This window comes from Thalassospira sp. GO-4, assembly GCF_023588965.1.
Lineage (GTDB): Bacteria > Pseudomonadota > Alphaproteobacteria > Rhodospirillales > Thalassospiraceae > Thalassospira > Thalassospira povalilytica.
Genome location: NZ_CP097807.1, coordinates 383,852 through 405,383, shown reverse-complemented (window position 1 = coordinate 405,383; position 21,532 = coordinate 383,852). Strand labels below are relative to the sequence as shown.

Genomic DNA, 21,532 nt, shown 5'->3' with positions numbered 1-21,532 from the left:
TGCGCGACATCAAAGAACGGCACGTCACAACCCTTTAGGATCATTCCAGAAAATCGGACATTGCAAGCGTAAGCGAACTCTGGTCAGATATTACGATCAGAGATTGTAGATCCCTTGCCCCCTGTCCTGGCCCCGTTTCTCGGAGAATGGAATGAAGAACCTGCGTTCTGTGCTGATTGTTCTTGTGGTGATTGTGGCGGTTGCCGGTGGCGGCTTTGCCTATTGGAAATCCCAGCAATCCGAGCTTCCCGACTTTATCGCATCGGGCAATGGCCGCATTGAAGCCGAAGAAATCCGGGTGGCAACCAAATATGCCGGGCGGGTCGACGAGGTTCTGGTTGATGAGGGCGATACGGTCAGTGCCGGTCAGGTTCTGGCACGTATGGACACCGCCGAACTGATGGCCAGTCAGGCGCGCGCCCGGGCCGAAGTTGCCGGTGCCGAACAGGGCATTGCCGAGGCCGAGGCATTGATCATCCAGCGCCAAAGCGAGCTTTCCTTTGCCCAGCAACAATTGGCACGCGCCAATGAGCTGGTGAAAAACAACAATATTTCCCGCGAACAGGTCGATCAGCGTCGGGCTGATCGGGATGTTGCGCAGGCGGCCCTTAGTGCCGCACAGGCCAAGCTTGTGAGCGCGCAACGCAATGTCGAGGCGACCGAAGCGGAACTTAGACGCATTCAGGTCCAGATTGATGATTCAGTCCTGAAAGCGCCGCGCGATGGCCGGGTGCAATATCGTCTTGCCGAACCGGGCGAGGTTTTGTCGGGTGGCGGGCCGGTCATCACGATGATTGATCTGAGCGATGTTTACATGAATGTGTTCCTGCCCACGCGACAGGCCGGTTTGGCCTTTGTTGGCAATGAGGTGCGCATCATGCTCGATGCCGCGCCGGGCTTTGTGATCCCGGCCAAGGTATCGTTTGTTGCCGATGACGCGCAATTCACCCCGCGCGAGGTCGAGACACGGTCCGAACGTGACAAGCTGATGTTCCGGGTCAAGGTGCGGATTGATCGGGAATTGCTTGCCGAACATATCAAGCGGGTCAAGACCGGCCTTCCGGGTGAGGCCTATATAATGCTGGCCGATCATCGGGACTGGCCCGATGCATTCACGCCAAACGTGCCCGATGACGCCACCCTTCGCCAGAGCATGAAGTAATGAGTGATACCGGCTCAAAGCCCGCTCACGCTGTCGGTCAGGGCGTCGTTCAGGGCGCCGGTCATGCCATCGAACATGCCGTGCGGCTTAAAGATGTGTGCCACCGCTATGGCAAGGTCACGGCCCTTGATCATATTGATCTGGAAATCCCGACCGGACAGACCGTGGGCTTTATCGGGCCTGATGGTGTCGGCAAATCGACTGCCCTTGCCCTGATATCGGGGGCGCGCAAGGTTCAGGACGGGCTGGTTGAAACATTGGGCGGATCAATGGCCGATCGCGGGCACCGCAACGATATCCTGCCCCGGATTGCCTATATGCCCCAGGGGCTTGGCAAGAACCTTTATATGGATCTGACGATCCGCGAAAACCTTGATTTCTTTGGCCGATTGTTTGGCCAGGGCAAGCGAGAACGCAACGAGCGGATTGCGTCCCTTACCAAGGCGACCGGACTGGCACCCTTTACCGAACGGCCTGCCGGAAAGCTTTCGGGCGGGATGAAGCAGAAGCTTGGTCTGTGTTGCGCGCTTATTCATGATCCCGATATCCTGATTTTGGATGAACCGACCACCGGGGTTGATCCCCTGTCGCGACGGCAATTCTGGCAACTGATTGACGCAATCAGAGAAACCCGGCGCGAGATGACGGTCCTTGTCGCCACCGCCTATATGGATGAGGCCGCCCGGTTTGATCATCTGATTGCGATGAATGACGGCAAGATCCTTGCGACCGGCAGTGCCGATGACATCCTGAGCCGGACCGGTACGGATAACCTTGAAGCGGCCTTTATCGCCCTTTTGCCCGAGGAAGAACGCAGCGGGCATCATGAACTGGTCATTCCGCCGCGCACCAGCCATGGCGACAGACCGGCCATTGTTGCCGAAAACCTGACCCAGCGATTTGGCGATTTTACCGCCGTGGACAATGTCAGCTTCCGCATCGAAAAAGGCGAGATTTTCGGGTTTCTGGGCTCGAACGGTTGCGGCAAAACCACGACCATGAAGATGCTGACCGGGCTTTTGGCAGCCACCGAAGGCACGGCAGAACTGTTTGGCAAGCCGGTCGACGGGCAGGATATCGAGCTTCGCCGCAAGGTTGGCTATATGAGCCAGGCCTTTTCGCTTTATTCCGAGCTGACCGTTATGCAGAACCTTGAGCTGCATGCGCGGCTGTTTCACCTGTCTGAAGATCAGATCAAGCCGCGTATTGACGCGCTTTCCGAGCGGTTCGGGCTTGGTGAATATCACGATGACCTGGCAGAGCGCCTTCCGCTTGGTGTGCGGCAACGCTTGTCGCTGGCGGTTGCGATCATTCATGACCCGGAAATCCTGATCCTTGATGAACCGACATCAGGTGTTGATCCGGTGGCGCGTGACGGGTTTTGGGAATTGCTGGTCGAACTTTCGCGCAAGCAGGGTGTGACGATCTTTATTTCCACCCATTTCATGAATGAGGCGGAGCGGTGCGATCGCATTTCACTGATGCATGCCGGCAAGGTGTTGATCAGCGACACCCCGGACGCGATTACCAAGGGACGCGGATCAGACACCCTTGAAGAAGCCTTTATCAGTTATCTGGTCGAAGCCAGCGGAGAACAGGAAACCGCCCCCGAACCGGACCCGGATCAGATTTCGGGCGATGACATTCAACCCGATCACTGGAAACCGGCAAAGGCATCGATATTCAGCCCGCGTCGACTTTGGGCCTATTCATTGCGCGAAACCATGGAGCTGATCCGTGATCCGATCCGGCTGATGTTTGCCCTGATCGGGACGGCGATCCTGATGCCGGTCTTTGGCTATGGCATTACGTTTGATGTTGAAAACCTGACCTATGCGGTGCTGGACCGCGATCAGACACCGGAAAGCCGGACCTATATCGAAAATCTTTCGGGATCGCGCTATTTCCGGGAACACGAACCGCTGATCAGCAATGCCGATCTTGAGGCACGATTGCTGTCGGGCAGCATTTCACTGGCGATTGAAATCCCGCCCGGTTTCGGGCGCGATGTCGGCCGGGGTACCAGCCCGGAAATCGGGGCCTTTATTGACGGCACCATGCCGTTCCGGGCCGAGACCATTCATGGCTATGTCGAAGGCATCCATCAACGGTATCTGAGCGAGACAGCCCGCCGCGAGGATGGCAGCACGACATCATCCCTGCCGATCCAGATTGAAACCCGGTATCGCTACAATCAGGATTTCAAAAGCATCTATGCCATGGTGCCATCGGTGATTTCCCTGCTTCTGATGTTTATTCCGGCCGTTCTGATGGCAGTGGGCGTGGTGCGTGAAAAGGAACTGGGATCGATCACCAATCTTTATGTCACCCCGGTTTCAAAGCTTGAGTTTCTGTTGGGCAAACAGTTGCCCTATATCGCGCTTGGCCTGATCAACTTTGTTCTGATGAGCGCCATGGCGCTGTTCTGGTTTGAGGTGCCGTTGCGCGGCAATGGATTGACGCTTTTGCTCGGGGCAACATTGTTTGTGATTTCGACCACGGGGCTTGGTCTTTTGATTTCGTCCTTTACCAGCACCCAGATTGCCGCCCTGTTTGGCACGGCGATCATTACCATGGTGCCATCGGTGATGTTTTCAGGAATGATGCAGCCGATTTCATCACTGGAAGGCGCACCGGCGGTTCTTTCGACCATCATCCCGACATCGCATTTCATGTCGATCAGTGTCGGCACCTTTACCAAGGCGCTTGGCTTTGCCGAGCTGTATCCCGAACTGATCAAGCTTGCGATCTTCTTCCCGGCACTCAGCATAATTTCGATGCTGCTTTTGAAAAAGCAGGAGGCCTAAGTGATGTTGGCAAGACGGATCAGCAATATCTATCGGCTTGGCATCAAGGAGCTTTACAGCCTTAAACGCGACATCGTTCTGATGATCCTGATTGTCTGGGCGTTTTCATTTGCGATCTATAACGCGGCGACCGGGTTTTCCCATGACCTCAACCATGCGTCGATCGCAATTTCCGATCAGGACGGATCGGCACTTTCTCTGCGCATCCGTGATTCATTCCTGCCGCCATTTTTCCAGAACCCGGTCCAGATCGAGGAACGCGACCTTGATGCGGCAATGGATAGCGGTGAATTCACCTTTGTACTGGTGATCCCGCCGCAATTCGAACGCGACCTGATTGGCGGGCGCAATCCGGAAGTGCAGCTTAATATCGATGCCACAGCGATGATGCAGGCCGGGATCGGCCAAGGATATGTCAGCAATATCATATCGCGCGAAGTATCAACCTGGCTTGGTGGCAAATCGGCCTATGCCGGGGCCAATGGCGACAGCACGGCACAGATCGTCACGCGCTATGCCTATAACCAGAATGCGACCAGTTCGTGGTTTACCGCGACCATGGAAATCATCAATGCCATTACCATGCTGTCGATCATTCTTTCGGGGGCAGCCCTTATTCGCGAACGCGAACATGGCACGATCGAACACCTTCTGGTCATGCCGCTTGATCCGTTTGAAATCATGATGGCAAAGGTCTGGGCCAACGGGCTTGTCATTCTGATTGCCAGCACGCTGTCACTGACCTTTGTGGTCGAGCTGATCCTTGGCGTGCCGGTGATCGGATCAAAGCTGTTATTCATGGCCGGTACGGTGCTTTATCTGTTCTTTGCCACGGCCCTTGGCATTTTCCTGGCGACCATGACGCGATCCATGCCGCAATTCGGGTTGCTGTTTATCCTGGTCGTCCTGCCGCTGCGCATGCTTTCGGGGGGCACCACCCCGCTTGAAAGCATGCCCGAAACCCTTCAGAACATCATGCAGATCGCCCCATCGACCCATTTCGTGAAATATGCCCAAGCCATCCTGTTTCGCGGAGCGGGCATTGATGTGGTGTGGCCGGAATTTCTTTTGGTCTTTGTGATCGGCAGCGCCTTTTTCGCATTCAGCGCCATGCGGTTCAGAAAAAGCATTGCGCAAATGCGGTGAGGATCGGGCCAGAAACACAAAACCCCGAGAAACACAAAACCCCGCGCGGCAACCCGGCGGGGTGGGAATGGTGGGCCTAACAAGACTCGAACTTGTGACCTCTCGCATGTCAAGCGAACGCTCTAACCAACTGAGCTATAGGCCCCTATGGGTGCAAAAGATGGTGGGCCTAACAAGACTCGAACTTGTGACCTCTCGCATGTCAAGCGAACGCTCTAACCAACTGAGCTATAGGCCCGCAAATCCATCTTTTAAAAGACCGCCCCGATCAGGGTGAAAGGATTGGTCCGTGCCGTTTGCGTCGGCGAGGCGGTATTTAGCCCAAGGCAGACAAAGGTGCAACCCCAGAAATGGTTTTTTGACAAAAAATCTTCATCAATTCTGCTCCAATTACCATATGCTAGGGAAGCCTGCTGCACCTGATCGGGTGCAGGATGGTTTTGGGGACCGCGGGATATTGAAGAACACTGTTACCAGGGATGGACGTTACGCACGACAATGAACCAGTTGCCTTCGGAAATTACCTCAACCGGCCCAGCTACTGTTATCCTGCCACCACGGCAAACATTGCCAGTGGTGTTTGCATCCCCACATTCAGGACGCCAGTACCCCCAGGACCTTATTGAAAGCGCGCGGATCGGATCGTTCGAACTGCGCGCATCGGAAGATGCCTTTGTCGATCAGCTGTTTACAGCCGCCCCGAAACTTGGCGCACCGCTTTTATGCGCGACATTTCCGCGTGCCTATGTCGATGTGAACCGGGCCGCGATGGAACTTGATCCGCGCATGTTCGAAGGCGATCTGCCCGATGATGCGGAAATCAATTCGATGCGCGCGCTTTCGGGGCTTGGATCGATCCCGCGCGTGGTCAGCGGCGGGGTCGAGATTTACAAAAGCCGCCTGCCCGTCGAAGAAGCATTCGAGCGGATTGATACCTATTACCGGCCCTATCACAGCGCGTTGCAGAAACTGATTGATCAGACACGCGACAGTTTCGGCTATTGCATTCTGATTGATTGCCATTCAATGCCCGGTGATTCCACCGACAGCATGAAAAACCGCGTTGATCTGGTGCTTGGCGATTGCTATGGAAGTTCATGCCACCCGTCATTGACGCGGTTTGTGGATGATTGTCTTCGCAATATGGGCTTTGGCCCGGCGCATAATGACCCCTATGCCGGGGGATATTGCACGCGCCATTACGGCCGCCCCGAAGAGCATGTGCACAGTCTTCAGATCGAGCTGTCACGCGCGCTTTACATGGACGAAGCCACAATCACCCCGCATCGCGGCTTTGACATTCTGCGTGATCAGATGACCAATCTGATTGCGGCCTTCCATGATCTCGACGGGAACCCGTTTTAATGACCGATACTGCGACCAGCGTTGTTTTGCACGATCTGGTGATCCGCGATGCCGAACCCGAAGATTTCGAACGCATTACCGAAATCTATGGCCATCACGTCCTGCACGGGCTGGCATCATTTGAAGAACGTGCACCCGAAATTGCCGAACTGACATCACGCTGGCAGCATGTGCGCGAACGCGGCCTGCCCTATCTTGTCGCCGAACTTGACGGCCGGGTCGAAGGCTTTGCCTATGCCGGATCATACAGAACGCGCCCGGCCTATCGCTTTACCGTCGAAGACACGATCTATATCGCGCCCGATGTTGTCGGCAAGGGTGCGGGGCGTGCCCTGCTTTCGGAGCTGATCAAACGGTGTACCGCCCTTGGTTACCGCCAGATGGTAGCCGTGATTGGCGACAGTGCCAATGTGGCATCGATCGGGCTTCATGCGCGGCTTGGCTTTAGGGTTGCCGGAACCCTTCAGTCGGCCGGGTTCAAGCTGGGCCGCTGGGTCGATAGCGTGATCATGCAGCGCGGCCTTGGCGATGGCGATGGGACAACCCCGCAAAACAACCCCTCGCGCGAGAAATAATTCCGGAATCAAGCCCCTGATCCGGGAACATATCCAGCCCGACACACTTATTATTCGATTTTTCTAAAATAAACTGCAAAACCTACTCTTGCAGCTAGTTCCGCGGGGCCTGAAACGCTCCTATTCTCCGACGCGTGATCCGCAATCGGGGGAAAGAGCGATAAGATGCTGAACGATCTTGCGACCAGCTATGCCGGCCTGCCCGATCAGGCTGCCCGTGCGGTGAATTTCTGCATGTTTGCCGCTGCCGGATTGCTTGGCGCGATGTCGCGCAGAAACAACATATCGATCACGCGAACACAGTATTTTGTCAGACTTTCGCTTCTGGGATTTGCCATTGCGCTTTCCGGGGTCGCCTATGTTTTCACCATGCCCGCGATCGAGCATAATCTTTACTGGGTGATCACGGTATATCCGCTGCTTGTCGCCATGGTGGCGGGCTTTGTCCTTGGCCGCCTTTCTGTTGCCCGGGCGCTTGATATCGGCGGGCAGAAGCAACTGGCCATTCTGGGATTTATCCCGGTTCTCAATCTTTATCTGCTTTTGAAAAGCGGGCGGACAAGGCCGGGTATCATAAGATCCGGCTCGGCATCCCTGCTGTCTGGCGGCAAAGGCATCATGATCGGACTGGCGATCATGATGCTGGGTGCCTATACGTCATTCAATTTCAAGACATCCGCCTTTACGATCGATGATCAGCAACAGCTCAGTGCGAAGCTTGGCAAGATCGCAAACGACCTTCAGCCGATGCTGCCGATCACAACGGGGGAAACGGTTGACCTGGTCATGATCAAAGCTGCCCGGAACGAGCTTCAGCGGACCTATATCGTTTATGATCCCGCCTTTGCCTTTACCGCCAACTCCCATGATCAGATCGCGGCCTATTTATGCAGCGATCCGAAAATAGCACTGCTGGTGAATGCCGGTGCCGTATTTGTCGAGAACTACGTCACCAGTCAAAAGCATCTCAATACATTCCGGGTCAGCCGAACCGATTGCAGCCATTAGGGCAATCGCGTCCCGAAATATCAGCCCCGCACACACTGGCGCGGCGTGGTTGATTTGCAACGCACAAAAATCCGCGCGAAAATTAAAAACGCATATCAACAGGATTATTGAGACAGCCGAAATCAACCTAAATGGCTGAATTCAGGCAAAAAAGAAGGCCGCCTGTGACAGCGGCCCAAGTCTAGGGAGGAAACGTCCAAGAAACGAGCGACAAGTCGCTCGCCGGAATGCACTGCGTCCTACCGCAGCGCACAAATGGAGATTACCCATTTGACGGGGAGGACGCAATAGCTTTTTGACTATTTTTTCGTCAAAAATATCAATGCATATTTTTTGATCACAATTTTATGACAATGCCCGCCAATCGGTCTGAATTTCCGATGTGGGAGGCTATTTTTTGATCACCAAAGAAAAGCGGACTTTCGAATATGGAAAAAGAATCGATGCGAATCCATCGCATCAATCGCCCGAAATCCCCCTGCCCGGTTCGGGTGATTCGGGAAAATCACCCTGAAAGCAAGAAAACCGCCCGGGACAGGCACATCAAACGGCGTTTCGCCCGTCAAACACAGACCGAAAGCCCGAGGGCTGCACGCAAGCGTCGAAAGCACCAGAACTCTTTCCCCCAATACCGGGGATTAAAGTCGATCACAAAAGAAAATAAAAACCCGCGATTTGATGGCCTGCCCGCAAACACCGTCATGGGCACCAAACGATGTGCCACACCGCCAAAGCTTGAGAACCTGCACAACCCGCTTGAACCACCGTGCGAAGGGCGTCGTAAATCGGAAGTGGTTATGAGAGCTTCGGATTTCAGATGCTCTTGCCGAGTGTAGCGTGCTGGTTGACCCCTGCGGAACAACCGGCACTAGATAGCCGATGCTGGTGCTCAGGTGCTTCGGCGCCAAGCCGAAGCGCCAAGCGTCCGAGAGACGGCCGACAAACAGGCATCTGACGTTAAGCGCCAGAAACATGGCCCGTGGTGTGAAGCGCAGAGAGAGACAGTCCCGGAGATGGACTTAAGGAGCTGTGGTGCTTCCGATGCAAATTGTCAGGTGAAGAACAGGAGCACGTACCGCCGCCGCCCTTTACCCGATGCTGGCAAAGAGCATACAGGATCGGACCGATCAATTCAGGGTACGGTCAACCGACTGGACATTGGCGCTGCAGGGTGCGCCAGCAGGCTTGCGGGTCGGGTGACGGCGCCCGGACAGCCCGTTTGCAATCATGTCATCATGATCGCGGCGTTTTTTGGCTTCATACATGCGGCGGTCGGCCAGTTCGATCAGGTTTTGCGGCAAGGCGATTGCATCTTCGATCCGCTCGGACAGACCGACGCTGGCTTTCTGGACCTGACCATTTTCAAGGGCGGCCAATCCCGGTGCCATGACACGATCAAGGACCTCGGCGGCGCGGGCGCGATCAAGTTCGGGCAGCAGGACCAGGAATTCCTCCCCACCCCAGCGCACGACAAGATCGGAACGCCGGAACCGGGCAACCAGATTTTCACCGACCTCACCCAGAATGCGATCGCCATAGTCGTGCCCGTAGCGGTCATTGATCTGTTTGAAATCATCAAGATCGATAAAGGCCACCGTATAGGGCACCTTTTTGCGCAGAGCGCCATCAAAGCTGACCTTGATCATTTCCATGCCAAAGGCACGGGTATAACAGCCGGTCAAAGGATCAATGGCGATTTCCTGGGCCGCGACAATCGTGCGATAGAGCTGTACCAGTGCCGAAAAGACCGCAAGCGGCAGCAGCACCATCAACAGCAATTCAAGCGGGATCATGCCGGTGGCAAGGTCGATATAGCCCCCGACCACCAGAAGCCCGAGAATCGGCACACACAGCATGACTGCTTCGACCAGGGTCACGGGCATGATCGCAATCATCACCACCAGCCCCAGCATCAGGAAACTGTGCGCGGTATGCATGCGTTCGGTCGCCTGAAGATCATTGCCGCAAAATACCGTCAGCAGACAGACCGCAACAATCAGCATCAGCATCGGCAAATAGGGAAAGTGCCGACGCAAGCGCGCACTGACCGCCCGGTTGGTGATGACGGCCAAGGCCACCCCGGACACCAGCAGCCGCATCACAAAGACCTGTGAGGTCCACATATCAATCGAAAGAGAACCATCCCAGAACGGGACAGCCAGCATCAGCACCAACACAAAGAAGGCGGCGAAACGCGCCGATAGCAGAATCGTTTCCTTACGCCGCAGATGCAATAATTCCGCATGTCTTGGCGTATAGAGGAAGTCACGATAGCAACACCGCAAAGACCCGGCAGTGCGCCTACTATCTCTGAAGAGATCAGATAGCACGCAGAACAGCTCCACCTTCAATAATTTCAGGGACCTACCTGTCCCCGAATGTGACCATCATGGTTCCCTTATTTAACCAAAGATACAACTATCCATTAGAGGTGGTCGTATCCAAACGACATAGCGATCTTTGCAACATCGTCGAGAACCGTGGCGCAACATATTGATAAAAAAGATAATTATTCAAGTTTCAATTTTGGAATCGCTTTAAAAAAACTGAAACTTTTTCAAAATGACAGCAAAGGCAATTCGACCTGCGGTCATATTGCGCAAAAGAAAAAGGCCGCACCCGAATGCCGGGGCGGCCTTTTTAAACATATCAGTCAGATGACAGGATGCGCACAGATCACCGACCCGCGCGCATCGACATCACCCCCAAAGGGCACGATCGGGAAGCCCCATCACCCCGTTTTTGAAGGTCAGGGCGTGGTCGCGATCCTTTGCCATCCAGATCGGACCATCAAGATCAACAATGCGCGACATTGCACCGATGATCATGGCCGGTGCCATTGCAAGCGATGTCCCGACCATGCAGCCGGTCATAATTTGCATGCCTGCCTTGGATGCTGCTTCGGCAAGTTCGAGCGCGCCGGTAAGCCCGCCGGTCTTGTCGAGTTTGATATTGATCATGTCATACAGATTGGCCAGACGCGGAATGTCTGCCACCGTATGAACCGACTCATCGGCACATAGCAGAACCGGGCAATCGATATCGATCAGACCATCATCCTGACCGGCAGGAAGCGGCTGTTCGATCATTTCGACTCCCAACCCGTCAAGTTCGGCCCCGATATCTTCGAGCAGATCAAGTGACCAGGCTTCGTTGGCATCGACAATGATGCGGGCCGTCGGGGCACCTTCGCGAACCGCACGCACGGATTCGAGAACATTTTCCCCGTTCAGCTTGACCTTCAACAACGGTGCATGGGCAATTTTGCGTGCTGCTTCGCGCATGTTGTCGGGGGTATCGATGCTGAGCGTTTCGGCCGTTACCAGACCTTCCGGTGCCTTGTGCCCGATCATTTCCCAGACACGACGGCCGAACCGCTTGGCTTCGAGATCCCAATAGGCGCAATCAACGGCATTGCGTGCCGCGCCGGCCTTCATGGCATCCTGAAGCTCCTTGCGGGTCATGCCGCGCGACAGGGCATCGGCCTGGGCATTGATATCAGCAATGACACCGTCGACCGTTTCCCCGTAACGGGCATAGGGAACGCATTCCCCATAGCCCGTATGGGTGCCGTCCGTCAGGGTCACCTTGACCACATGTGCCTCGGTCCGGGCCCCGCGCGAGATTTTGAAAACCTGTGCAAGGGGGAAGACTTCGGAAATCACAGTGAGTTGAGGCAACTTAAATCTCCTGAAGCTTGTCGACGATCGACGCAACGCCGGTGCGGACCGGGTCAACAGCCGGAAGACCGAATTCGGCCTCGATATCGGCCAGAAGCTTGGTCGCGGCGGCATCGTCAAGCGCCTTGGTGTTGATGGCAAAACCGACAACCACACAGTTCGGGTTGGTCAGTTTGGCATGCATCAGATTGACATCCATGCAGGTCTTGAGATCCGGAAGCTTGTAGCCGGGAAGACCACGCATATGCGCACGGGTCGGTTCATGGCAGACAACCAGCGCATCGGGCTGGGAGCCGTGGATGAGGCCCATGGTCACACCCGAGAACGAAGCGTGGAACAGGCTGCCCTGCCCTTCGATAACGTCCCAGTGATCGGCATCATTGGCCGGCGCAATGGTTTCAACTGCACCGGAGATGAAGTCGGAAATCACCGCATCAACCGAGATGCCTTCGCCGGCGATAAAGATGCCGGTCTGGCCGGTTGCGCGGAAGTCGGACTTCATGCCGCGTTTTTTCATTTCGGCATCAATGGCAAGAGTGGTGTACATTTTACCAACCGAGCAGTCGGTACCGACTGCCAGCACGCGCTTGCCGGAACGTTTTTCGCCGTTACCGACCGGGACCTTGCCATCGAAGTGGCGAACGTCAAACAGCTTTACACCCTTGGCGGCAGCAGCTTCGACCAGCTCGGGAATCGTCGAAAGACGAGTATGAAGACCGTTTGCGATATCCATGCCGGCATCAATTGCGGCAAGCAGGGTTTCCATCCATGCCGGGCCGATAATACCGCCACGGTTGGCAACACCAAGAACCAGGGTTTTGACGCCAGCGGCCTTTGCTTCGGCGATCGTCATTTCCTGCAGACCGAGATCAGCCTGACAGCCCGGCAGGCTGAGCTGACCGACGCACCATTCCGGGCGCCACTGCTTGATGCCGATTGCGGTTTTTGCAGCCAGTTCGTCCGGCGCGTCACCAAGAAACATAAGATAGGGATGTTCGATTTTCATAATACCTCCTTGACCAGCGTCCAAGCGCTGCCCTTATAATCTGGAGCAGTTATACCGCAATATGGTGGGGTCGTTCCAGAGATATGAATTGATATCTTCGACGATCACACCGATATTTCGACTATAATTCGAAAAACCAAAACAATAACAAAATAAAATACAAAACTCTTCGAAGACCAACATTCTTTCTTGTGAAATTTGTCGGGAATGGCCCGAAAAACGCAAGAAAATGCAATTTTGAAGGACTGGCGTGAAAGCGCCCGACTACATATGAGCACCGATCTCAAGAAGTGGCTATCTGAGCGAAAAATCGAAGAAGTCGAATGCATTGTACCGGACATGTCAGGGGTGGCCCGGGGCAAGGTTCTGCCGACGCAGAAGTTTCTGCGCGGTCTGGAAGCCAAAAGCCTTGCCATCCCGGAGGCGATTTTCTGCCTGACTGTAACCGGCGGCTATCCGGAAGAAACCGATGCATTCCTTGACCCGGCGGAAAAAGACGTCGTCATGGTTCCCGATCCGGAAACCATCCGCGTCGTGCCGTGGTACGAGGAGCCGACTGCCCAGATCATCTGCGATTGCTATCACTTCTCTGGCGAGGAAGTTTCGACCTCGCCGCGCGGGGTTCTCAAACGTGTTCTCAAGGCATTTGAAGAACGCGGCATGAAACCCGTCATTGCCCCGGAACTTGAATTTTATCTGGTGGCGAAAAATACCGATCCGGACAACCCGCTTGAACCGCCGATTGGCCGTTCCGGCCGCCCGGAACGTGCATCGAACGCGTTTGGCATTGATGCGATCAACGAGTTCGACCCGCTGATCGAAGATCTTTATGACTATTGCGAAGCCATGGATATCGATGCCGATACCATGAGCCACGAATCCGGTCCCGCCCAGCTTGAAATGAACTTCAACCATGGTGAGCCGCTTGAACTGGCCGACCAGTCGTTCCTGTTCAAGCGCACGCTGCGCGAAACCGCACTTAAGCATGGAGTCTATGGTACCTTCATGGCCAAACCGATGGGCAACCATCCGGGCAGTGCCATGCATATTCATCAGAGTCTTGTCGATATCAATACCGGCAAGAACCTGTTTGCCGATGATGACGGCGAAAACTCCAAGATGTTCCTGAACTATATTGGCGGCTTGCAGCGTTATCTGCCTGCGGCCATGCCGCTTCTGGCACCGAATCTGAACAGTTATCGCCGTTTGCAGCCCTGGTCGGATGCCCCGATCAACATGCACTGGTCGCTTGATAACCGAACGGTCGGTCTGCGTCAGCCCAATGGCCCGGCAGCCGCACGCCGGATCGAAAACCGCATTCCGGGTGCCGATGCCAACCCGTATCTTGCAGTGGCAGCGTCCCTTGCCTGTGGTCTTCTGGGTATTCTTGAAGAAGTCGAACCGACGTCACCGATCGAAGGGTCGGGCTATGACCGCGCGCATTCCCTGCCCCGTCATATCCACGAGGCACTGGCGAAATTCCAGCGTTGCAAGCCGCTGAAAGAACTTCTGGGCGAGGAATTCTCGGCCGCGGTTCTGGCGGTGAAGGAAGCGGAATGGGATGCCTATCAGACCGTGATCAGCGCCTGGGAACGCGAGCACCTGTTGCTCAACGTTTAAAATCACAGATCGAATTTTGCGCCGGGATCCTGAACCCGGCGCAAGATTATTGCATCTCGAATGCCCAAATTTTCACTTGATGCGAAAAATGCACAATTTTCCATCTTGTGTTTGACAATATCCTGATGCATTCGAAGGATATTGGACGTGTCCTCTTGTCCTGGGGGAATGAAACAACAGGACGCCCAAACTTTTCAAACGCTGCCACATGGGAGGCTCAGCGAAATGAAATCTCTTCTTAAATCTTCAAGCCTTGTTGTGCTTGCATCCGTTGGCCTTGCCGGCGCGGCGCAGGCCGAAGATGTTCTGAACATCTACAACTGGTCGGATTATATCGGCGAAGAAACCATTGCCAATTTCGAAAAAGAAACCGGCATCAAGGTTAACTACGACGTGTATGACAGCAACCAGGTTGTCGAAGCAAAGCTGCTGGCAGGCAATTCCGGGTATGACATTGTTGTCCCGACCCTTGCCGACGCCGAACGCCTGATCAAGGCCGGTATCTTCCAGGAAATCGACAAATCGAAATTGTCCAACTATGGCAATCTTGATCCGGTCATCCTGAAACAGCAGGCCAAATACGACCCGGACAACAAATTTGCTGTTCCGTATTTCTGGGGTACGAACGGCTATGGCTATAACGTCGAGAAGGTCAAGGAAGTCCTTGGCGACGACGCACCGGTCGATAGCTGGTCACTGATTTTCGATCCGAAATATGCCGAGCCGCTGTCGAAATGCGGTCTGAGCCTTCTGGATGATCCGGGCGAAGTTGTTCCGCTGGTCAACTTCTATCTTGGCAATATGGAAGACGGCGCACCGTCCGCAGAATCGATTGAAACCGCGATTGCCGAGCTGGAAAAAATCCGTCCTTACGTGACCTATTTCCACAGTTCGCAATACATCAACGATCTTGCAAACGGGAACACCTGTGTTTCTGTTGGCTGGTCGGGTGACGTTGGCATGGCTGCCCTTCGCGCCGAAGAAGCCGGCAACGGCAACGAGATCAAGTATGTCATCCCCAAGGAAGGCACCCTGATCTGGTTTGATGCCATGATGATTCCGGCCGATGCGCCGAATGCGGAACTGGCACACAAATTCATTGATTATGTGCTGCGTGCCGACGTTGAAGCCGACATTGCCAACTATGTTGCCTATGCCACCCCGAACCTGGCGGCAATGGAACTGGTTGACGAGGAACTCCTGAACGATCCGGGCATCTACCCGCCGCAGGAAGTCAAAGAACGTCTGCGTTCGAAAGTCGAACCGGGTTCCCGCGAACTGCGTACCCGTACCCGTCTTTGGACCAAGCTTAAAACCGGTCAGTAAGACTGTCGTTGCGATCATCCCCTGATGATCGGTCAACAAAACAGTACGAACCATCAAAGGGCGCGATTTTCATCGCGCCCTTTTCTTATCTGCGACATCAAGTGCCAGACGCCCAGTGCCGGCCACCTCCCGCACCCCGGCATGGCTGTGACTCGCAAAGCTGTGAAGACAGTCACACAATCCCCGCCTGTCCGCGCACCATCCTCAGCGTTCGAAGAATGCACATTTTCTGAACACCCAAAGGCCATTTTCTGCCGTTTTGGGCGGCAAATCATATTTGTTGTTCAAAATATCGCACACCCCTCTTTACAGATTGTAGAATTGCTTCATCCTGTTATCAGAGCGAACCGACACCCGGCGCCGACGCAATAATCAAAAACTTGCGCAGCAGATCATCAGGGACTGTCGTCTGGTCAAATCGGTTCATCATGACACTGAAAAAGGGGAGAATGCTGGTGCCTGAGGCGGTTTTGGATCGCGCGCATGAGGACGTGCATAAGACGCAACCTTGGAACAATCCAGATGCGGTTCCCTATATCCGCTTCGAGAATGTGACCAAAAAATTCGGCGACTTTTACGCTGTCGATGACGTTTCCCTTGATATTTATCGCCACGAGCTTTTCGCCCTTCTGGGCGGTTCGGGCTGCGGGAAAACGACGCTTCTGCGCATGCTTGCCGGATTTGAAGAACCCACATCGGGCAAGATTTTCATTGATGGTGTCGATATGGCCGGCGTCCCGGCCTATGAACGCCCGACCAATATGATGTTCCAGTCCTATGCCCTGTTTCCGCATATGAGTGTTGAACAGAATGTGGCGTTCGGCCTTGTTCAGGACGGCGTTTCGCGCGCCGAGATCAAGGAACAGGTTGCTGATATGCTTGCCCTTGTGCAAATGACCAAATTTGCCAAACGCAAACCCCATCAGCTTTCCGGTGGTCAGCGTCAGCGTGTCGCCCTTGCACGGTCACTGGTCAAGCGCCCGAAGGTGCTTTTGCTTGATGAGCCACTGGGTGCGCTTGACAAGAAGCTGCGCGAACAGACCCAGTTTGAACTGGTCAATATTCAGGAAAAAGTCGGCACGACCTTTGTCATGGTGACCCATGACCAGGAAGAGGCCATGACCATGGCATCACGTATCGCGGTGATGAATGAAGGCGTGATCAATCAGATCGGCACCCCGTTCGAGCTGTATGAATATCCCAACAGCCGCTATACCGCGAACTTCCTGGGCCAGGTCAATCTGATCGAAGGCGTTCTGGTTGATGATGATGAAAAATACGCGGTCATCAAATCGGACGAGGCCAATTGCGATATCTATATCGATCACGCCGTTCAGGGCCATGAAGGCATGACTTTCTGGGTGGCACTGCGCCCGGAACGCCTGCGTCTGACCAAGGATGCGCCGGAAGACACCAAATATAACTGCCTGTCGGGCAAGGTCGAAGAGATCGGTTATCTTGGTGGTATTTCGACCTATCACGTGCGCCTTGAAACCGGCAAACGCATCAAGGTCACCGAACCCAATTCCACCCGCCAGATCGAGCCGCGCTATACGTGGGAAGACAGCGTGTGGGTATCGTGGGAGGCCGGGGCTGCGTCGGTTCTGAACAAATGAGCAGTGACAAGCTAACCATCAAGCAAAAATTTGACCGCTGGATGATCAAGCATGGCCGGGTATTGGTGATCGGGATCCCTTATTTCTGGCTTTTCCTGTTCTTCCTTGTGCCGTTTCTGATCGTTCTGAAGATCAGTTTTTCAATGGCGGAATATGCACAGCCGCCCTATAGCGCCCTGTTTGCATGGATTGATGAAGGCGTCACGATCACGCTTAATTTCGGGAACTATCTGTTCCTGTTATCTGACAGCCTGTATGCCACGGCCTATCTTAATTCGATCCGGATTGCCGCCATTTCCACGATCATTACCCTTTTGATCGGTTATCCGATGGCCTACGGGATTGCACGCGCCCGCGGATCGATGCGCAGCGTTCTTTTGATGCTGGTGATCCTGCCGTTCTGGACCAGCTTTCTGATCCGTGTTTATGCCTGGATTGGCATTCTCGACCGCGAAGGTCTGATCAATGCATTCCTGATGTGGACGGGGATCATTACCGAACCGCTGATCATGCGTCAGACCGAGTTCGCGGTTTATGTCGGCATTGTTTATACCTATCTGCCATTCATGATCCTGCCGCTTTATTCGACGCTTGAGAAAATGGATATCAGCCTGATCGAAGCGGCGATGGATCTTGGCTGCAAACCGTGGCAGGCCTTTGTGAAGGTGACCTTGCCGCTGTCCCTGCCCGGTATTCTGGCAGGGTCGCTTCTGGTGTTTATTCCAGCTGTTGGCGAATTCGTTATTCCGGAACTTCTGGGCGGTCCGAATACGCTTATGATCGGGCGAACGCTTTGGAATGAATTCTTTGCCAACCGTGACTGGCCGATTGCATCGGCGGTGGCGATTGCGATGCTGATCTTCCTTGTGGTGCCAATCATGTGGTTCCAGCATATCCAGACCAAGCAGGAGGAACGCGAACAATGAGTGGTAAACGTTCAACCTTCCTGATTTCGGCTTTGGTTTTCGGCTTTGCGTTTTTGTATGTGCCGATCCTGCTGGTCATTGTCTATTCGTTTAACGAAGGCAAGCTGGTTACTGTCTGGGCCGGGTTTTCGACCAAATGGTATGTGTCGCTGTTTAACAATGACGGCATGATCGATGCCGCCTGGAACAGCCTGCGGATCGGAGTGATGTCTGCAACGCTTGCGCTGGCACTTGGCACACCGGCCGGGCTTGTCATGTCGCGCTTTGGCCGGTTCAAGGGCCGAACCCTGTTTTCAGGCATGATTGCCGCCCCGCTTGTCATGCCCGAAGTCATTACCGGTCTGTCGCTTTTGCTGTTGTTTGTGACCCTTGAACAGTTGATTGGCTGGCCGGCCGGACGCGGGCTTTCGACCATCACGATTGCGCATACGACATTCTGCGCGGCCTATGTCGCGGTGGTCGTGCAATCGCGCCTGTCAGGCATGGACATTTCGGTTGAGGAAGCGGCGATGGATCTTGGCGCCAAACCGGGCAAGATCTTTTTCGTGATTACCCTTCCGATGATCCTTCCGGCATTGATGGCCGGGTGGCTTCTGTCCTTTACGCTGTCGCTTGATGATCTTGTGATTGCAAGCTTTGTCGCAGGGCCGGGTTCGACCACCCTTCCGATGAAGGTATTTTCATCGGTGCGTCTGGGTGTATCGCCGGAAATCAACGCGCTTGCGACGCTGATTATCCTGGCGGTATCGATCCTGATTGTGATTGCCAGCATCCTGATCCTGCGATCAGAACGCCTGCGCAACCGGGCCGCCAATGGCGGTGCCGAGGCCACCTGATCATCAGGTCCTGCAAAGCTACAAACAAAAACAGCGCCGGAAGAAATTCCGGCGCTGTTTTGCATTGTGATCCGATTTATCTGATCTGTCCGATCTGTACCGCACTGTGCGCGGTGCTAGCACTCGCCAGATGCGGCACGGCGCATCATTTCACGGCATTTCATGCCAGGTGCCGCCACCTGCCAGTAAGACACGACAGCCTCTTCGGCAGCTTCTTCGAAATCAATGATCAGATTGGTCAGCGCATTCTGTTCCATCAGCTTTTTGACGCGATCAGGCAGCTGCGACATCTGCCAAAGGCCAATCACCAGCGCATAGGATGACCGCATCAGCTTGCTGGCATCGTCCGGCGTGATTTCGTAAAGCTCGGCCAGGGCATCGGCCGTACGTTTGACCATTGATGCCAGAAAACGGCGGTGGCCGACGACCATTTCATCGTCCGATCCCGATTCCAGCACACCTTGTGACAAGGACGCCAGATACAGGAACTTTTCGTTTTTCACGAGATACTGCACAAATTCGCGCGCCACACGGGTTGAATCCCGTTCCTCTGGCCGTCGCAGTGCTTCCTGATCAATGACATCAAGATTGTTCTCAAACCAGCCTTTCTGGAAATGGCGCAGCACTTCAAGGAAGAGTGCTTCTTTGCTTGAGAAATAAAGATAGAGGGTCCCTTTTGCCAGATTGGCCTTGCGGGCGACCTCGGCAGCCGATGGCAACGTTCCATCGCCTTCCAGATACAGCTCGCGTGCAGCATCCAGAATATCTGCACGGCGCTTCAGTTTCTGTTCGTGGCTACGCGCACGAACAAGATTCTCTTGTTCCATGTTGGTTAACTTCCCCCAGCGTTTTTCCCCGCGCATATTATTGCATTGTAATTCACCTAAAAGTCAAACCGTGGAACCAGAATAAATTGACAATTTTGATGACGCCTTGAAATAGCAGGGATTTTGCTTGTGCAAAGCTTCTTCCACTAGATGAATTGCAGTCATATAAATCAACCGACCTTGGCAATTCTGAACATTTTCCGCGAATCTGTACAGTTTTTGGGCGAGTCGTATTGTACAATTTCCGATCTCACCTAACCTTTTGAGTGAGTGATCATGAGCTCACTACACGCTAAAGCTTAGTGCGGGGGAGATCAGCAACCTGAGACACAAGCAGGTGCCTTTTTCACTTCACCACGTTTGCAAAAGCAAACAGGGCACGAGGGGCTCATGACGAATCGAGACAATGACCAAAGTGATGTTCCGGAAACAGAAGATCACAACGAAGTTGTGTTTTCTGAACCACCCTTGGATCAAACACATCACAAACTTGAATATACCGGCACATGGAACAAGATCATGGCTCTTGCCATGTGGAATGCCCTTTGGACCATTTTGACGCTGGGCATTTTTCGGTTCTGGGCCAAGACCCGGGTACGTCGTTATGTCTGGTCGCATACCAGAATTGACGGTGATGGGCTTGAATATACCGGACGCGGGCTTGAACTGTTTCTGGGCTTTGTGATTGTCGCACTCTGTGCGGGCCCGTTCATTGCCCTTTTCGTTTATGCGCGCATGCAGGTTCCGGTTGGAAATGCCGGGATCAATTTCGCGATTGATCTTGCAACCTGGATACCTTTGATCTTCCTGATGCATATAGCCATGTACCGCGCACAGAGATACCGGCTGTCGCGCACATCGTGGCGGGGTATTCGCGGCCATCTTGGCGGATCATCGCTAAAGTATGCAGGGAATGCGCTTGTTTCCCTTTTCTTTACCGGCCTTACCCTCGGTATCTGCAAACCATACTATGACATCGAACTAATGAAGTATGAGCGCAACCATACGATGCTTGGCGATGCCCAGATGGCCTTTGGCGGCATGTTCACGCCCGCATTCAAGAAGTGGCTTGTTATCTGGTTTATTTTACTTCTGACCTATCTGGTCACGTTTGGGTTATTTGTGGCACTGGTGAAGGTGTTATTGCCGCTTGCCATTGTAATCGGGCTTGTCGGCGCTGGTTTCGGAGCCTATCAATTGGCGCGGTATCAGGCCTGGTTCTTCCGCTATACGACAGGTGAAACATCACTGGGTAACCTTGCCTTTTCGTCGGAGCTTACCCCAAAGAAGCTGTTTAAGATCTATGCGGTCTTGCTGATATCCTTGGTGGTCCTGTTTGCACTGATCTTCATGATCTTTTCTATGGTTATCGGTGCTTCTATCGCTGCAAGTGGCAATGCCGGCCCCAACATGCCATTTGTCTTTGCGATGACGTTTCTGTTTCTGGTCCTGCTTGGCCCGGTTCAGCAAATCGTCCTGTTGCCGATGTTTGTGCAACCGCTTATTGCCGCGAAGGTTTCATCCATTACTATGACTGGTGAAATTGACCGCTTCACGGTTCAGCAGGTCGCACGTAGCGAACCAAAGACCGGTGAAGGACTTGCCGAGGCATTTGATCTTGGCGGAATCTGA

The 21,532-nt window shown here is 54.1% G+C and carries 17 protein-coding genes and 2 tRNA genes; 13 read left to right on the top strand and 6 right to left on the bottom strand.

Features of this window, described 5'->3' with window-relative positions; all coding sequences use genetic code 11:
* Positions 1-151: 151 nt before the first annotated feature.
* The 3 genes from M9H61_RS01980 to M9H61_RS01970 are packed head-to-tail and all read left to right on the top strand — an operon-like array spanning position 152 to position 5,115.
* Positions 152-1,162 carry an HlyD family secretion protein gene (locus M9H61_RS01980; protein WP_250283069.1) on the top strand — a complete coding sequence of 337 codons (1,011 nt, stop codon included), beginning with the start codon at positions 152-154 and terminating at the stop codon, positions 1,160-1,162.
* A complete protein-coding gene (gene rbbA, locus M9H61_RS01975) occupies positions 1,162-3,969 on the top strand; it encodes a ribosome-associated ATPase/putative transporter RbbA (protein WP_250283067.1) in 2,808 nt (935 codons plus the stop codon). The genes M9H61_RS01980 and rbbA overlap by 1 nt, the downstream gene beginning before the upstream one ends.
* 3 nt (positions 3,970-3,972) lie before the next feature.
* Complete coding sequence (locus M9H61_RS01970; protein WP_068518083.1) at positions 3,973-5,115, top strand: ABC transporter permease; 1,143 nt, start codon at positions 3,973-3,975, stop codon at positions 5,113-5,115.
* Between the two features lie 68 nt (positions 5,116-5,183).
* Here M9H61_RS01970 and M9H61_RS01965 read toward each other — a convergent pair.
* Together M9H61_RS01965 and M9H61_RS01960 are read right to left on the bottom strand one after the other, a co-directional pair.
* A tRNA-Val gene (locus tag M9H61_RS01965) sits at positions 5,184-5,260 on the bottom strand.
* A gap of 16 nt (positions 5,261-5,276) precedes the next feature.
* Positions 5,277-5,353 (bottom strand) — tRNA-Val (locus M9H61_RS01960).
* A 260-nt stretch (positions 5,354-5,613) separates the two neighbouring features.
* Here M9H61_RS01960 and M9H61_RS01955 point away from each other — a divergent pair.
* The 4 genes from M9H61_RS01955 to M9H61_RS01940 all read left to right on the top strand — a co-directional run bounded on the left by M9H61_RS01955 (position 5,614) and on the right by M9H61_RS01940 (position 8,899).
* On the top strand, positions 5,614-6,480 hold the full coding sequence (locus M9H61_RS01955) for an N-formylglutamate amidohydrolase (protein ID WP_068518084.1): 867 nt from the start codon (positions 5,614-5,616) through the stop codon (positions 6,478-6,480).
* Positions 6,480-7,055: a GNAT family N-acetyltransferase gene (locus M9H61_RS01950; RefSeq protein ID WP_068518085.1), complete on the top strand. Its 576-nt coding sequence runs from the start codon at positions 6,480-6,482 to the stop codon at positions 7,053-7,055. Before M9H61_RS01955 ends, M9H61_RS01950 begins: the two co-directional genes overlap by 1 nt.
* 165 nt (positions 7,056-7,220) lie before the next feature.
* Positions 7,221-8,063, top strand: coding sequence for a hypothetical protein (locus M9H61_RS01945; protein WP_250283065.1), 843 nt, complete (start codon positions 7,221-7,223; stop codon positions 8,061-8,063).
* A 428-nt stretch (positions 8,064-8,491) separates the two neighbouring features.
* Complete coding sequence (locus tag M9H61_RS01940; protein WP_250283062.1) at positions 8,492-8,899, top strand: hypothetical protein; 408 nt, start codon at positions 8,492-8,494, stop codon at positions 8,897-8,899.
* A gap of 291 nt (positions 8,900-9,190) precedes the next feature.
* Here M9H61_RS01940 and M9H61_RS01935 read toward each other — a convergent pair whose 3' ends face one another.
* The 3 genes from M9H61_RS01935 to dgcN all read right to left on the bottom strand — a co-directional run bounded on the left by M9H61_RS01935 (position 9,191) and on the right by dgcN (position 12,749).
* A complete protein-coding gene (locus tag M9H61_RS01935; protein ID WP_250283060.1) occupies positions 9,191-10,297 on the bottom strand; it encodes a diguanylate cyclase in 1,107 nt (368 codons plus the stop codon).
* A gap of 465 nt (positions 10,298-10,762) precedes the next feature.
* On the bottom strand, positions 10,763-11,743 hold the full coding sequence (gene dgcA, locus M9H61_RS01930; RefSeq protein ID WP_101245946.1) for an N-acetyl-D-Glu racemase DgcA: 981 nt from the start codon (positions 11,741-11,743) through the stop codon (positions 10,763-10,765).
* A gap of 1 nt (position 11,744) precedes the next feature.
* Positions 11,745-12,749, bottom strand: a complete 1,005-nt coding sequence (gene dgcN, locus M9H61_RS01925) for an N-acetyltransferase DgcN (RefSeq protein WP_068518089.1) — start codon at positions 12,747-12,749, stop codon at positions 11,745-11,747.
* A 270-nt stretch (positions 12,750-13,019) separates the two neighbouring features.
* Between dgcN and M9H61_RS01920 the strand changes: the two genes are divergently transcribed.
* The 5 genes from M9H61_RS01920 (at position 13,020) to M9H61_RS01900 (ending at position 19,073) form a co-directional block, all read left to right on the top strand.
* Entirely contained in the window at positions 13,020-14,369 is a 1,350-nt protein-coding gene (locus tag M9H61_RS01920) for a glutamine synthetase family protein (RefSeq protein ID WP_068518283.1), read from the top strand.
* 225 nt (positions 14,370-14,594) lie between these two features.
* Positions 14,595-15,695, top strand: a complete 1,101-nt coding sequence (locus M9H61_RS01915; RefSeq protein ID WP_068518090.1) for a polyamine ABC transporter substrate-binding protein — start codon at positions 14,595-14,597, stop codon at positions 15,693-15,695.
* Positions 15,696-16,144: 449 nt separating this feature from the next.
* Complete coding sequence (locus tag M9H61_RS01910) at positions 16,145-17,311, top strand: ABC transporter ATP-binding protein (RefSeq protein WP_101245944.1); 1,167 nt, start codon at positions 16,145-16,147, stop codon at positions 17,309-17,311.
* Complete coding sequence (locus tag M9H61_RS01905) at positions 17,308-18,237, top strand: ABC transporter permease subunit (protein ID WP_068518092.1); 930 nt, start codon at positions 17,308-17,310, stop codon at positions 18,235-18,237. The genes M9H61_RS01910 and M9H61_RS01905 overlap by 4 nt, the downstream gene beginning before the upstream one ends.
* Positions 18,234-19,073: an ABC transporter permease subunit gene (locus tag M9H61_RS01900; RefSeq protein ID WP_101245943.1), complete on the top strand. Its 840-nt coding sequence runs from the start codon at positions 18,234-18,236 to the stop codon at positions 19,071-19,073. Before M9H61_RS01905 ends, M9H61_RS01900 begins: the two co-directional genes overlap by 4 nt.
* Positions 19,074-19,189: 116 nt before the next feature.
* Here M9H61_RS01900 and M9H61_RS01895 read toward each other — a convergent pair whose 3' ends face one another.
* Positions 19,190-19,900, bottom strand: coding sequence for a TetR family transcriptional regulator (locus M9H61_RS01895; protein ID WP_068518094.1), 711 nt, complete (start codon positions 19,898-19,900; stop codon positions 19,190-19,192).
* Positions 19,901-20,419: 519 nt separating this feature from the next.
* Between M9H61_RS01895 and M9H61_RS01890 the strand changes: the two genes are divergently transcribed.
* A complete protein-coding gene (locus M9H61_RS01890) occupies positions 20,420-21,532 on the top strand; it encodes a DUF898 family protein (protein ID WP_250283058.1) in 1,113 nt (370 codons plus the stop codon).